The organism is Paenibacillus ehimensis NBRC 15659, from assembly GCF_004000785.1.
GTDB lineage: Bacteria > Bacillota > Bacilli > Paenibacillales > NBRC-103111 > Paenibacillus_G > Paenibacillus_G ehimensis.
On sequence record NZ_BILX01000014.1, the window covers coordinates 33,780 to 48,458 of the forward strand.

Annotated in this window: 12 protein-coding genes; 3 read left to right on the forward strand and 9 right to left on the reverse strand. The window is 57.0% G+C overall.

The features are described from left to right. Positions 1–18 precede the first annotated feature (18 nt). Positions 19–2,016 (reverse strand): excinuclease ABC subunit UvrB, encoded by a 1,998-nt coding sequence (uvrB, locus tag PEH01S_RS10690; RefSeq protein ID WP_025847814.1) that lies wholly within the window; start codon positions 2,014–2,016, stop codon positions 19–21. Between the two features lie 276 nt (positions 2,017–2,292). Between uvrB and PEH01S_RS10695 the strand changes: the two genes are divergently transcribed. Together PEH01S_RS10695 and PEH01S_RS10700 are read left to right on the forward strand one after the other, a co-directional pair. Next, positions 2,293–3,084, forward strand: coding sequence for a flagellar motor protein (locus PEH01S_RS10695; protein ID WP_025847812.1), 792 nt, complete (start codon positions 2,293–2,295; stop codon positions 3,082–3,084). Continuing rightward, complete coding sequence (locus PEH01S_RS10700; protein WP_025847810.1) at positions 3,068–3,862, forward strand: flagellar motor protein MotB; 795 nt, start codon at positions 3,068–3,070, stop codon at positions 3,860–3,862. Before PEH01S_RS10695 ends, PEH01S_RS10700 begins: the two co-directional genes overlap by 17 nt. A 90-nt stretch (positions 3,863–3,952) precedes the next feature. On the opposite strand, the gene PEH01S_RS10705 is transcribed toward PEH01S_RS10700, so the two are convergent. The 6 genes from PEH01S_RS10705 to PEH01S_RS36295 form a co-directional block, all read right to left on the reverse strand. After that, positions 3,953–5,245, reverse strand: coding sequence for a PDZ domain-containing protein (locus tag PEH01S_RS10705; RefSeq protein ID WP_127485340.1), 1,293 nt, complete (start codon positions 5,243–5,245; stop codon positions 3,953–3,955). A gap of 319 nt (positions 5,246–5,564) precedes the next feature. After that, a complete protein-coding gene (locus tag PEH01S_RS10710; protein ID WP_127485342.1) occupies positions 5,565–7,016 on the reverse strand; it encodes a S41 family peptidase in 1,452 nt (483 codons plus the stop codon). A 92-nt stretch (positions 7,017–7,108) separates the two neighbouring features. Further along, on the reverse strand, positions 7,109–8,332 hold the full coding sequence (locus PEH01S_RS10715) for a murein hydrolase activator EnvC family protein (protein ID WP_025847804.1): 1,224 nt from the start codon (positions 8,330–8,332) through the stop codon (positions 7,109–7,111). Between the two features lie 43 nt (positions 8,333–8,375). Then, positions 8,376–9,290, reverse strand: coding sequence for a permease-like cell division protein FtsX (gene ftsX / locus PEH01S_RS10720; protein WP_025847802.1), 915 nt, complete (start codon positions 9,288–9,290; stop codon positions 8,376–8,378). Then, positions 9,280–9,966 carry a cell division ATP-binding protein FtsE gene (gene ftsE / locus PEH01S_RS10725; RefSeq protein WP_025847800.1) on the reverse strand — a complete coding sequence of 229 codons (687 nt, stop codon included), beginning with the start codon at positions 9,964–9,966 and terminating at the stop codon, positions 9,280–9,282. The genes ftsX and ftsE overlap by 11 nt, the downstream gene beginning before the upstream one ends. Beyond that, positions 9,963–10,178, reverse strand: coding sequence for a DUF7573 domain-containing protein (locus PEH01S_RS36295; protein ID WP_430030126.1), 216 nt, complete (start codon positions 10,176–10,178; stop codon positions 9,963–9,965). Before PEH01S_RS36295 ends, ftsE begins: the two co-directional genes overlap by 4 nt. Before the next feature lie 111 nt (positions 10,179–10,289). Here PEH01S_RS36295 and PEH01S_RS10730 point away from each other — a divergent pair, with 111 nt between their 5' ends. Beyond that, positions 10,290–11,798 (forward strand): VanW family protein, encoded by a 1,509-nt coding sequence (locus tag PEH01S_RS10730; protein ID WP_127485344.1) that lies wholly within the window; start codon positions 10,290–10,292, stop codon positions 11,796–11,798. Positions 11,799–11,882: 84 nt separating this feature from the next. Here the strand turns inward: PEH01S_RS10730 and argH are convergent, their stop codons facing one another. Continuing rightward, on the reverse strand, positions 11,883–13,298 hold the full coding sequence (gene argH, locus PEH01S_RS10735; protein WP_127485346.1) for an argininosuccinate lyase: 1,416 nt from the start codon (positions 13,296–13,298) through the stop codon (positions 11,883–11,885). A 142-nt stretch (positions 13,299–13,440) separates the two neighbouring features. Continuing rightward, entirely contained in the window at positions 13,441–14,679 is a 1,239-nt protein-coding gene (locus PEH01S_RS10740) for an argininosuccinate synthase (protein WP_127485348.1), read from the reverse strand.

Consider the following 14,679-nt stretch of genomic DNA (forward strand, 5'->3'; position numbering starts at 1 on the left):
TTCGAAAGCCTCCCTTGACTACAGCTCGGCCTTCAATTCGAGCACGGCATCGCGGAGCTCCGCGGCACGCTCAAACTGCAGGTTTTTGGCTGCTTCCTTCATTTCCTGCTCCAACCGTTCGATTAGCGAAATGCGGTCTTTCTTGGACATCTTCGCCTGCTTCACTTCCGACAAATAGTCGGCCTTCTGTTCGGCCACCTTGGTGGCTTCGATCACATCGCGCACTTTCTTCTGTATCGTTTGCGGCGTAATGCCGTGTTTCTCATTATAAGCGAGCTGAATTGTCCGGCGGCGGTTCGTTTCCTGAATCGCCTTCTCCATCGAATCGGTCACCTTGTCCCCGTACATGATCACATGTCCGTTGGCGTTGCGCGCCGCCCGCCCGATCGTCTGGATCAAGGAACGCTCCGCACGGAGGAAGCCTTCCTTGTCGGCGTCGAGAATCGCGACAAGCGATACCTCGGGCAAGTCCAGCCCTTCCCGCAGCAGGTTGATGCCGACGAGAACGTGGAACGTGCCGAGCCGCAATTCGCGCAAAATCTGCATCCGCTCGAGCGTCTTGATGTCCGAGTGCAAATACCGCACCTTGATGCCGATTTCCTTGAAGTAATCGGTCAAATCCTCGGCCATTTTCTTCGTCAGCGTTGTGACAAGCACCCGTTCGTCTTTCTTGATCCGGTCTTGAATTTCTTCCAGCAGATCGTCGATCTGACCTTTGGTCGGGCGCACTTCGATCACCGGGTCGACCAGTCCGGTCGGACGAATAATCTGCTGCACCATCTCGGGGCAATGCTCCAGCTCGTACGGTCCCGGCGTCGCCGAAACGTAGATGATCTGCTTCACCTTCTCTTCGAACTCCTCAAACCGGAGCGGCCGGTTATCCAGGGCCGAAGGCAGCCGGAAGCCGTGCTCGACGAGCACTTCCTTCCGCGCCCGGTCGCCGTTGTACATCGCCCGGATCTGCGGCAGCGTCACGTGCGACTCGTCCACGATCACGAGCATGTCGTCCGGAAAATAATCGAACAGCGTGTACGGCGTCGCCCCGCGCTCGCGGAACGTCAGCGGTCCGGAATAGTTCTCGATGCCGGAGCAGAAGCCCATCTCCTGCATCATCTCGATGTCGTAGCGCGTCCGCTGCTCCAGCCGCTGCGCCTCAAGCAGCTTGCCCTCTGCGCGCAGCTGCTCAAGTCGTTCTTCCAGCTCCCGCTCAATGTTCACGAGCGCCCGCTTCATCGTCTCCTCGTGCGTCACGAAGTGGGAAGCCGGGAAGATGGCGATATGATCGCGTTCGCCGATAATCTCGCCGGTGAGCACGTTAATCTCCGTGATCCGCTCGATTTCATCGCCAAACAGCTCCACGCGGACCGCTTGCTCGCCGCGTGAAGCCGGAAAAATCTCGATAACGTCGCCGCGCACGCGGAACGTGCCCCGCACGAAGTTCATATCGTTGCGCTGGTACTGAATATCGATAAGCCGATGCAAAATCTCGTTGCGGGAACGCTCCATACCTACCCGCAGCGACAGCACGAGATCCCGGTACTCCATCGGAGAACCGAGGCCGTAGATGCACGATACGCTCGCCACGATGATGACGTCACGCCGCTCGAAGAGCGAGCTGGTCGCCGAGTGCCGGAGCTTGTCGATTTCTTCGTTAATGCTGGAATCCTTCTCAATATACGTATCCGACGACGGAATATACGCCTCCGGCTGGTAATAATCGTAATAGCTGACGAAATAGGAAACGGCGTTGTTCGGGAAAAACTCCTGCAGCTCGCTGCACAGCTGCGCGGCCAGCGTCTTGTTGTGCGCAATCAGCAGCGTCGGCCGGTTCAACTGGGCGATCACATGGGCCGCCGTAAACGTCTTCCCCGTTCCCGTTGCGCCAAGCAGCGTCTGATGTCTTTTCCCTTCCCGCACGCCGTTCACCAGCTGCTCGATTGCGGCCGGCTGGTCCCCTTGCGGCTGAAAGTCCGCCACGAGCTGGAATTTCCTGTCGCTGTAGACGACTTCGTTCATTTTGCTCATCTGATCACCCGTTCATTAAAAAGACTTTGTTTTCCTTCTAAACTTTTATCTACCATATTCCGATAAATAACTAAGCGTCGGTTGACGCGCGTTCGACTCCGTTCGACGATTTCCTGTGATAGGAATATTTGTTCCCATATATTATACCCTTTTTCTCTTTCTGTTGCAAACGAATCCCATTTCCTATTTTTCCAAAGACGCTTGCGCAGGACAAAGAAAAAGGATGCAGCACTACATCAATTTTAGAAATCTAGGGGTGGAACGACAGTGGACTTGACTACATTAATAGGTATTATCGTAGGCCTTGGCGGTCTGGTAGGCGGCTATTTGATGGACGGCGGCCACCTTTCCGCGCTGGTGGTTCCCAGTGCCATGCTCATTATTTTCGGCGGTACGATCGGAGCCGTTATGATCAGCTTCCCGATGTCCCAGCTTAAGCAAATCGGCAAAGCATTGGGAATGGCTTTCAAGGAACCGAAGCGCGACCACGCCGCGATTATCGACGAGCTGGTCGATATGGCGACGATCGCCAGACGCGAAGGCGTGCTTGCCTTGGAACAGCGCGCGCAAGAGCACAGCAACCCGTTCCTGCGGGACGGCCTCATGATGGTTGTCGACGGAACCGATCCGGAGCTGACCCGGCAAATTCTCGAGCTGGAGATGGATGCGATCGAGCACCATCACGAAGGCTACGCCAAAATGTTCGACGCGGCAGGAGCCTTTGCTCCGACCATGGGGATCATCGGTACCGTTATGGGCCTTATTCACGTGCTTGGTAACTTGTCCGATCCGGGAAGTCTGGGGCCGGCCATTGCCGTCGCGTTTACCGCAACGCTGTACGGCGTATCGTCCGCCAACGTTCTTTACCTGCCGATCGCAAGCAAAATCAAAATCCGCAGCAAAGAGCAAATCTCCGAGATGGAATTGATGCTGGAAGGCATCCTCGCGCTTCAAGCCGGGGAAAATCCGCAGCTCATCAAAAAGAAACTGAATTCGTTCCTCCATCAGGAACATAAAAAAGTCGAAGGCGCAGGTGAGGCCGGTGGCGAGGAAGAATAAAAAGCAGGAAGCCCCCGAAAACCACGAGCGATGGATGGTTACCTATGCGGACCTGATTACGCTGCTGCTCATCTTTTTTGTCATCATGTATGCGATGAGCAAGGTGGACGTGCAAAAATATGAGGTGCTGGCTCAAGCGCTGAAGTTCGAATTCATGAAGGCCGATACGATTATGCCGAAGGGCATGGGCATCACCGGTTCCGCCAACCCGGCGAAGGGCGGAGATGACAGCACGAAAACCGAGCAGCAGCTCAAGGAAATGAAAGAACGGGAAGAGCGGGAGAAAAAAGAACGCCAGCTCGAAGATCTGCTCCAAAAAGTGCAGGTCTATATCGAAGAAAACAATTTGCAATCCCAGGTGTCCGCAGCCAATACGCCGCGAGGGGTAGCTGTCACGCTGAACGATCTGTTCCTGTTCGATCTCGGCAAAGCGGATCTGAAGCCGCCCGCGATTCCGGTCTTAACCAAGCTGGCGAGCTTGTTCCCGACGCTCGACGCAACGGTCAGCATCGAAGGGCACACGGATGACCTGCCGCTCGCTACAGGTTCTTTCTACAAAGACAATTGGGGGTTGTCGCAGGCCCGTTCCCTTTCGGTGCTGCGGTATTTCCTCTACGAAACCCAACTCGATCCGAAAAAGCTCGTTTCGACGGCCTATGCGGATACGAGACCTGTGGCGGAAAACAACAGCGCAGAGAACCGCGCCAAAAACCGCCGGGTCGAAATTGTCGTGCTGCGGGAGAAGCCCGCGTCCGCTCATCAACCCTCCGGCAATTAAAGCCGTACTATTGCTTATTTACCGCACTTCCCGCTTATCTGAAACAAGCCGCTGGCGTGAAGCATGTTCACGCAGCGGCTTGTTTTGTGCTTACACCGATTTGGAGTCCGAACGATTGCTGAGCAAGCCGACCGGCTTGCGGCTGAAGTACGCCCAGATCGGCCGCTGCCTTACCTCTGCATAATGGAGCGCCTCTTGATCGGGCGCAAGCACGATGCCAAGCTGATGGTGCTCTCCCGAAAAAATCGCGCGCTTCAAAAATTTGCTTTCGCCCGCCAAATTCAAAATTTCCAGTTTGCAGAACGCCGAGTTCTGCTGCATTGCCTGGTGCAGCTCCTGCTTCGTACGGACCGGGATCCCGTTGACTTTGTAAACGATCTCGCCGACGGCAAGCCCAAGCTCATCCGCCGGACTGCCGGGCAGAATGCCCAAAATTTTCAGCCCGCGACTCCCGTGTACATACAACGGACTCCGCCTTGCTTCATCCCACCGGCTGTAAACGATCATCGCTTCGTGCATCAGGATGGACAGCACGGATGCCACGGCCATAAACGGCGGCCACCAGGCGGCAACGGCTGCAAACAGCAGCAAGGCGCCTGCATAGAGCAGCAGCAGGTTCGAGCTGAGCTTCACCTTCTCCTGGGGCAGCCGCGACATCGTCATCTCGGTAAAGCCGATCATCACGGGAAAGCCGACGATCGTCCAGCCGTGCTGCCACATATCGCCGCCAAGCAGCGGGGTCCAAGGCAGTGCCGTGCCTCCGGCCATCGGCACCAGAAGAAATAAGGTCATCGGCCAGTAGCCTTGCAGCTGATATCCGCCCACAATTTTGCCCCTCTTGCTCTCGTAGAACATCGGCGTGCCGAGCCGCGTGCCTTGAAAACGCACGAACAGCGCTTCCGCCAGATGTAAAACCGCCACAAGCGCAAGCATGGACGGCATATTCAACGACAGCAGCGGTCCCGTCATCCAAGCCCAGGAAGCCGCAGCCTCCCCGTCGTATAACCCCGGAAATGCCCGCAAGACCGCTTGCACCAAGCCGATGACACCGACGGCATAAGCCCAGCACAAAAAGCGCACCCGCGCGAAAATGAGCAGCAGGGAAACAAGCCACAGCAGAACAACCGCCTCCGGCTGCACGGACGCCCCGATTCCCGCCATAAGAACGGAAGCGGCAAGACCGCCCACCCAGCCCCACAGCACGGTACGCCATGTTTCCGACAGCAGCGAATGCAGCTTGGTCGCAAACAGCTTCCGTTCGAACGTAATCTGCCGGCGGTACTGCAGCACGATGAATAGAATGCCTACATAGTAAAAAGGATGCGTCAACAGCTGCAACAGCGCCCGGAGTCCCCGGTGCGCCAGTTCCAAACCAAAGTCCATGCCCGGCTCCTTTTTGAAGTCCGGCGAATAACAAGCTGCCGTGCAGTCAACGCGTTCTTCCGATCGCTGTTGTTCCCGGACTTCTGGATTCTCTATACCTTCTATAGGTTGAAGTCCGGAAACAAAGGCGATCACTTCGTTTCTACAGAACGCTCTCGGCTGCTCCGCACGTTATTCATCAGACTTCGAAGTTTATAAATAAAAAAAGAAAACCTCTGTCGAGGCCGTTAAGTCGGGCGGCCCCGATAGAGGTTGTTATTTCGACGCGGAGGCTTCGTTTTCCTGCCGTCGCCTGAATTTCCCTAAAACCCGGAAGCCGTTACTTCTTAACGGCACCTTGCATATACTCGACAGCCGCCTTGAGCTGCAGGTCATTCTTCGGGTCGCGGATCTCGGCCAAGATCGCCTTCTCCAGCTTGTTCGCCGTCTCGGTATCCACCTCGCCGGTGATCGGCAGACCGTTCAGCCGCTGGAACGCCTTGACGGCCAGCGCGGTTTTCTCGCTGTAGTATCCGTCCTGCCGGTCCGGACCGAGCCCCAGGCCCTGCAGCATAATCTGCAGATTTTTGACGTCCTCGTTGTTCATATCCGGCTTAAGCGTCGCCTTTTTGCTCAGAGGCGCCACTTTGAAGTAGGCCGGCTGCTCAACAGGCATCGTCGGTGTGATTCCTTTCTTGTGAATCCATGTGCCGTTCGGCGTGAGCCACTTGTAAACGGTCATCTTGATGTTGCTGCCGTCGCCCATTTCTTTCTGGAATGTCACCTGAACCGTGCCTTTGCCGAATGTGTTCTCCCCGATCAGCTGGCTGCCTGCGGAGTCGTGCAGCGCGCCGGCCAATATCTCCGAAGCGCTCGCGCTCCCCTTATTAATCAACACCGACACGGGGTACGGCTTGCCGGTTCCCTGCGACGTCGTCTCCTCGCGCTTGCCTTTGCGATCCTCGATCTGAACGATTCCCTTGCCTTTCGGTATGAACGGCTCGACAATTTCCACGACCGCGCTAAGCAGACCGCCCGGATCGTTGCGCACGTCGATGATGAGTCCCTTCATTCCTTGGTCCTCCAACACCTTCAGCTCTTCCTTGAACCGTTTGGAGGTATTGCTGGCGAACTGCCGGATTTCGATCTTGCCGATCTGTCCCGGCAGCATCTCGCTGTAGACGGTCTCGACATCGATGTCGTCCCGGACGACAATGACCTGGATCGGCTCCGGTGCCCCGGCCCGCAGCACTTCGATCTTGGCTTGCGTCCCCTTGGGACCGCGGATCTTCATAATCGCCTGGTTGAGCGATAGCCCTTCCAGCTTCTCGCCATTGATCGAGACGATGATGTCGTGCGCGTGAAGTCCGGCCTTCTCGGCTGGCGATCCTTTGATCGGAGCGACGATGGTCACTTTGCCGTCTTCGGAGGTCACCTCCGCACCGATGCCTTGGAACGACGATGAAATGTTCTCGTCGAACTGCTGCGCCTCCTTCTGATCCATATACACCGTAAACGGATCTTCGAGCGTGGACAGCATCCCGTTAATCGCGCCGTTCACAATCTTGTCGTGATCGACCTCGTTCAAAAACTTGCCTTCGATCAATTGATACGTCGTTGCCAATTTTTTGTAGTCCTTGTTGGTCAGCCCCGATTTCACGTCGGCGGATGCCGAGCCCTCCAAGCCGACGGCGGCGAAAATCGACGGATGTACGATCGTCAGCGTCATAATGCTGCTTGCAAACATGGACAACAGGACAAACGCCAATACGGTACGTCCTTTAAATGTCATTTTTGGTCCCACACCGCCTTTGCTGTTCCCGCTACTTGACTAACTTGTCTTTCTAGTTTATGACAAGCCAAGAAAAAATATGAACAGCAGCATTATCTCAAATACGGCTTCGGATCGACCGGATCTCCGTCGATGCGGACTTCAAAATGCAGATGGTTACCGGTCGAACGGCCGGTGGAACCGACTTCCGCAATCTTTTGACCGCGCTTGACGGTGTCCCCCTTCTCCACGACGATGCCGTCGTTGCGAATATGCCCGTACAGCGTCCATACGCCTTTGCCGTGATCGATGACCACGCAGTTGCCGTATCCGCTCCACCAGGACGCAACGATGACGACGCCGTCCTCCGCCGCAAAAATGTCCGTTCCGTTCGGGGAAGGCAGGTCGATTCCGGAGTGGGTTGCTTTCCGTCCGGTAATCGGGTCGCTCCGTGTACCGAAGTCCGATGACATCTGCACGACGCGCGGCAGCGGATAACCGAATTTGCCGCCGCCGTAAGTATAGGCAGGCGCAGCGGGAGTTTTGCTCTTCTTGGCGTTCTCTGCCGCTTTGGCCTGCTGGAGCGCGCGCTGTTTCTCCGCTTCCTGCTTCGCCACTTGAACGAGCTGCTGCTGCACTTCTTCGCTGATATCTTCCAATTCCTTTTCCTTTTGGGAAAGGCTTGCGATTTTGACTTCCTTTTCTTTTTCCTTCACGACAAGATCGGCTTTGACGGCTGCCGCTTGGGCATATAAATTTTTTACCTCCGCCAGCTGCTTTTCAATCACCACGCGCTTGTCGGCGATCACGGCCTTGTCCCGCTTGTTCGCTTCCAAAATTTCCTTATCCTGCGCGACAATCGACTTGAGCGCCTGCAGCCGGTCCAGAAAATCGCTGAAGCTGGTGGAGCTGAGCAGCACGTCGGCGTAAGAAACGACGCCGTTCATATACATCAGACGCAGTCTGGATCTAAGCATCTGGTCGCGGGAGACGATTCTCGCTTCCGCTTCCTCCAGCTGCTGAGCGTTTTCCTTCAGAGAAGTCGTGACGCTGGATACCTGCTCGTTCAGCACGTTGAGCTTCTGGTTCGTCGCGTCGATTTGGCCGAGGATGGCGGTAATATCGTTCGCCGTCTGCTGCTTTTCCTGCTGCACCTGATTGATTTGCTTTTCCGTATCGTTCGCTTTTTGCTGCGTTGCGGATTTCATTTTTTTAAGCTGATTGATTTCCTGCTGAATCCGCTGCGACTCCGACAGCGCAAAGCCGTATTGCGGAGCGATAAGCGTTCCTACCAAACCGGCCGTGACCACAAGAGGCACCCAAGACTTCTTCAACATCCGTTCCTCCCCCGACTATTCATCCGAGATTGATCGTTGGTTCCTAGACTCTCAAAAACTTGCGGACCGACAGCGTGCTTCCCCAAATGCCGATCATAATGCCGATGCCGAGCAGAAGGCCCGCCGTCTTAAGACTGATCGCTTCAAAGGGCAGCAATTGAACGAGCAGCAAGTTCAGATCAAGCTGAATCGCCCGCATCATTTCCCAATACCCGTACAGCAGCACGCCGACGGGAATCGCCGAACCGATAATGCCGAGCAGCGCCCCTTCGATAAAAAACGGCCAGCGGATAAACGAATTGGTCGCCCCGACAAGCTTCATGATCGAAATCTCGCGGCGGCGCGCCACGATCGTAATTTTAATCGTATTGGAAATCAGGAACATGGCGGTCAGCGCCAAAGCGGCCACGATGACCAGCCCGACGTTGCGGACGATCGACGTCACTTTGAACATCGTCTCCACCGTGCCTTGCCCGTAACTGACCCGGTAAATCGGCTTCGTCGGCTTGCCGTTGTTCAAGCCCTCAATCTGCTTCGCCACGGCCGCGACCTCGCGAGGCTCGGTCACTTCGACGGTGAAGGAATCGTTCAGCGGATTGTTCTCGCCCTCGAACCCTTCAAGCAGCTGCTTCCCGTCTCCCAGTTTTCCGCGCAAATATTCCAGCCCTTCCTCTTTGGAAACGAACTTGACCTTCGAAACGTTAGGGATGGCCGTAATTTCGTTTTGCAATGAAGTGACCTGATCCTGCGGCGTGTTGACCTCAAGATACACGCGGATCTCGACCTGCTGCTCGATTTGCTGGGCCAAATAATTGACATTCAGCGTCAGCAGCAAAAAGACGCCCAAAATAAACAAAGAAATCGCAATCGCACTAATGGAGGCAAAGGACATCCAGCCGTTTCGAACGACGTTTTTACCGCCTTCGCGAAGATGCCGCACGGCCGTGTTAATCCTCATAGCCGTAGTCACCCCTTACCTCGTCCCGGACAAGCTTGCCCGCTTCGATGGCCAGTACCCGCTTGCGCATCGTGTTGACGATTTCTTTGTTGTGCGTTGCCATAATGATAGTTGTGCCGCGGAAGTTGATTTCTTCCATCAGCTTCATGATGCCCCAGGACGTGTCGGGATCGAGGTTCCCCGTCGGCTCGTCCGCGACGATGACGGAGGGGTTGTTCACGATCGCCCGGGCAATGGCGACCCGCTGCTGCTCGCCCCCGGAAAGCTGGGTCGGCAGGGAATTGACTTTGTCCTTGAGCCGCACAAGCTCCAGCACTTCGAGCGTGCGCTTCTTGATCAGCTTCTTCGGCGCCTCGATCACTTCCATGGCGAAGGCGACGTTCTCATATACGGTAAGCTTCGGGAGCAACCGGAAGTCTTGAAAAATGACCCCGATATTGCGCCGGACAAACGGAATTTTGCGCTGTTTGAGCTTTTCCAGATTGAAGCCGTTGACGAATATCGTGCCTTTGGTCGGTCGCTCTTCTCTGTAAATCAATTTCATAAAGGTCGATTTGCCGGCGCCGGAAGGGCCAACGACATAAAGGAAATCGCTTTGGTCGACCTTGACGCTGATGCCTTTCAAGGCATGGCTGCCGTCAGGATACGTTTTCCAAACGTCCTGCATTTCGATCACGATATCACATCCTGAAAAATTTGCGAGTCTGTAGACCGCTTCGAGAAGCGGACTTGATGCCAGCCTTTACAAGTTCGACATAAAATCGCAAAATCCTTTATCCGCCAGTGAATTTCTACAGTTTCTTCACATTCGGAACATTGGTTCGGGTCGGGGGATAGGGGCGTGCGGATCGCCGCTTCGCCTTTCTTCGACCGGATCATACAGCTCATACGGCCTTATACGGACGTTTGGCGAATGACGGCGAATGGAAAGTTTGGGGGCTTGGCCGCATATAGATTGTAGAGGTACAAGTGTATCGAGGAACAAAAGGAGAGCCCGTCATGTCACGATGGAATCTGCGTTTTCACTGGATCTGGATCGGCACGCTGGCGCTGATGCTGGCTATTTTCGTGTCGATTGCCGCTTACGGATCGCTCGCCCGGGTTCCTGCAGGCGTCCGGGTCGCGGGCTGGCCGATCGGAGGCCTCTCCTGGCCCGAGCTCGAACGTCAGCTCGCTGCGAAAACATCGGCGCTGCTGGAGCAAAAGGTCCGCCTGACCGTGACGGGCAGCGGCAGCGCCGAGCGGACGCTCCGGCAGCTCGGGCTTGAAATTAACAGCCAGGAGCTGCTGACTCAGCTTCAGCCCGTGCGGGAAGGACCGCCGTATAGGCGGGCAGCCGCCCGCTGGCGGCTTCGGGGAGCCTCGCTTGCGCTGACGCCTGCGCTGTCCGCAGACAAGCTGCGCGCCGCGCTGAGCGAAGCGTTCCCGCAGGTTTACGCCCGCAAGCCGACCGATGCGAAACGGCTGATCGACGCGAACGATGCCATCCGTTACGTGCCCGAGGTCCGTGTCGAACGAATCGACGAAGGCCAATTGTTGGGCCGGCTCCAGACGGCGCTGCCGGACTGGGGAGCCATTGCCGCAGTGCCCGAATCCGCAGGCCCGGAGGCCGCGGACCACCAGCTACCGTCGCCTGCCGCCCTCCCGCTCGACGTTCCGATGCGGACGCAAGAGCCGGCCATGACGGAACAAGCGCTGCGCGCGCAGGGCATTATACGCAAAATCGGCGAGTTCACGACCGTATCGCCACCCGCCCCTTCCGCCGCCGTCAGCATCGAAGGACGAGTGCACAACGTCCGTTCGACGGCCGCTTCCCTGCAGGATGTGCTGCTGAAGCCGGGCGAGGTATTCGACTATGCTCCGTTCATCGAGCGGACGGAGAGACAGTTCGGCTTCAAGGAAGCGCCCGTCATCGTAAACGGCAAGCTCGTTCCCGGCATCGGCGGCGGCATCTGCCAGGTTTCGTCGACGCTGTACAACGCCGTCCTGCGGGCCGGTCTGACCGTCGTCGAGCGGCGGAATCATTCGCTCCCTGTGAGCTATGTCGCGCTGGGGCAGGACGCCACGTTCGCCACCGGCCACATCAATTTCAAATTCCGCAACTCGACGGACCATTATTTGTTGATCCGTACCGCCTCGGACGAGCGCAGCGTCACCGTAAAGCTGTTCGGCCAGACGCCCCCGGACATCAGCTACGAAATCGAGTCGAAGACGCTCGAAACGCTGCCGCCGCCGGTCAAGTACGTGCTGAATTCGACGCTGCCGAGCGGCAAACAGGAGATCGTCATGCAAGGAAAGCCCGGGTATGTCGTCGAGACATTCCGATATAAGAAGCAGAACGGCGTCGTCCTTTCGCAGGAAAAAATATCGCGCGACACCTACCACGCCCAGCCGACCGTGATCGCATCCGGCGGCGGCTCCGGAACCCTTGACCGCACGGCGCCGCCGCCCGGGGAGTCCCCTGCGCCGCTGATCGAGGACGGCGTCCGGGGGCCGGCCTTCCGTTGAGCGGGCCCGGACATGAGAAACCCCCAGCCCGTCTGAAGGCGTGCGGCTGATGCAGCCGCCCTTCTTCGGGAGGGGGTTCTGGACTTATCTGCTTTTCGCGAAATATTCCTCGAACCAAGCCGACGAGCCGGCCAGAACGGTTTCCGCCCGTTCGATCGCTTGACTTACCTGGGCCGCGGCGGTGCCGCCGTAGACGTTGCGGGCGTTGACGACACTCTCCGGCTGCAGCACCTCGTAAATGTCCTGATCGAACTGCTTGGAAAATTGGTGGAATTCCTCCAATTTTAGGTCGAGCAAATATTTTTGGTTTTGGATACAGTAAAGTACGGTTTTGCCGATGACTTCGTGCGCTTGGCGGAATGGCATTCCCTTATTCACCAAGTAGTCCGCGATATCCGTCGCATTGGAGAAGTCCTGATTGACGGCCTGGCGCATCCGATCCTTATTCACCTTCATCGTGCTAATCATCGGCGCGAACAATTGCAGCGCGCCCTGCAGCGTACGGACCGTATCGAACATGCCTTCTTTGTCTTCCTGCATGTCCTTGTTATAAGCGAGCGGCAGCGACTTCAGCACGGTCAGGAGACCGAACAGATTGCCGTAGACACGGCCCGTCTTCCCGCGCACAAGCTCGGCGACATCCGGATTTTTCTTCTGCGGCATAATGCTGCTGCCGGTACAGAAGGCGTCATCCAGCTCGATGAACCGGAACTCCGTGCTGGACCACAGCACGAACTCCTCGCTGAGGCGCGAGAGGTGCATCATGATCATTGACGCGTTCGACAGAAACTCCAGAATGAAATCGCGGTCGCTCACCGCGTCGAGCGAGTTCTCGTACACGCCCTCGAAGCCGAGCTGCTGCGCCACGAAATGACGGTCGATCGGGAACGTCGTCCCGGCCAGCGCCCCGGCGCCCAGCGGCAGCACGTTCACGCGCTTGTAGCTGTCCTGCAGACGCTCGATGTCGCGTTGAAACATCGACACGTACGCCATCAAATGATGGGCGAACAAAATCGGCTGCGCCCGCTGCAAATGCGTGTAGCCCGGCACGATCGTGTCGAGGTTGGCCTTCGCTTGTCCGATCAGCGCTTCCTGCACCTTGTTCAGCAGACCGACAAATTCCACGACCCGCTTGCGCAGCCACAAATGCATATCCGTGGCCACCTGATCGTTGCGGCTGCGTCCGGTATGCAGCTTGCCTCCGACCGGGCCCACCTCGTCGATCAGCGCCTTCTCGATGTTCATATGAATGTCTTCGTCGCTGATGGAAAATTCCATTTCGCCCCGGCGAATCACATTCTGCACCTTCAGCAAACCGTCCTTGATTTTCTCCACGTCGTCTGCCGGAAGGATGCCGCATTTGCCCAGCATGGTCACATGCGCCAAGCTGCCCTGAATGTCCTCCTCGGCCAGTTCCTTGTCGAACAGGATTGACGCCGTATATTCTTCGACCAGTTGGTCCGTCTTTTTCGTAAACCGTCCGCCCCACAGCTTGGACATATCAGCGTCCCCCTTTTCTTATATCGTATGCACCGAATGAGTGCTGCCCGGTATACACAGCCTTAGGGCTTCCCGCTGACGGAAAACCCTAAGGCTCGAAGTGTTACAGGCTGACAGATGGCTGGCTTCCCGCCTGCCGCATTTATTTCGCCGCGTTCTGCTCGACGCCGGAAGCGACGCGCAACCGCAGCGCGTTCAAACGGATGAAGCCTGTCGCATCGCCTTGGTTGTACGCTTGCGTCGGATCGGCTTCCATCGTCGCAATGTGCGGGTTGTACAAGCTGACCGGGCTCTTCACGCCGGCGGCGATCACGTTGCCTTTGTACAGCTTGAGACGCACCGTGCCGCTCACGTTCTTCTGGCTCTCGGACACGAGCGCCTGCAGCGCAAGCCGCTCCGGAGCGAACCAGAAGCCGTTGTACACAAGCGAGCTGTAACGCGAGATAAACGAGTCGCGCAGATGCATGACTTCGCGGTCCATCGTGAGCGATTCCATCTTGCGGTGAGCGGAGAACAGAATGGCGCCGCCCGGGGTTTCGTACACGCCGCGGCTCTTCATGCCGACGAAGCGGTTCTCGACCATGTCGACGCGGCCGATGCCGTGCTTGCCGCCCAGCTCGTTCAGCTTCTCCATCACCTGCAGCGGAATCATACGCTCGCCGTTCACGGCCACGCAGTTCCCCTGCTCAAACTCCAGTTCGACATATTCCGCTTGGTCCGGGGCATCCTCCGGGTCCACGCTCAGCAGATACATGTCTTTGTTCTCCGGTGCGCTCGCGTCGAACCACGGATCTTCGAGCACGCCGCTCTCATAGCTGATGTGCAGCAGGTTGCGGTCCATCGAGTACGGCTTGGCCGCCGAAGCGGTGACCGGAATGCCGTGCTTCTCGGCGTAAGCAATCATCTCGGCCCGGCCCGGGAACTGCTCGCGGAACTGCTCCAGACGCCAAGGCGCGATAACCTCGATCTCCGGCGTCAGCGCCGCAGCCGTCAGCTCGAAGCGGATTTGGTCGTTGCCTTTGCCTGTTGCGCCGTGAGCGATCGCCGTAGCGCCTTCAGCGCGGGCGATTTCGACCATGCGCTTCGCGATCAGCGGCCGCGCGATACTGGTGCCGAGCAGGTACTGCCCTTCATAGAGCGCGCCTGCTTGGAACATCGGATAAATGAAATCGCGGGCGAATTCTTCACGCAGGTCGTCGATGTATACTTTGGAGGCGCCGGTGTTCAGCGCTTTCTCCTCCAAGCCGTCCAGCTCTTCCTTTTGTCCGATGTCCGCGGTAAAAGCGATGATCTCGGCATCGTACGTTTCTTTCAGCCATTTCAGAATGATCGACGTATCGAGGCCGCCCGAATAGGCCAATACGATTTTTTGCTTTGCCAT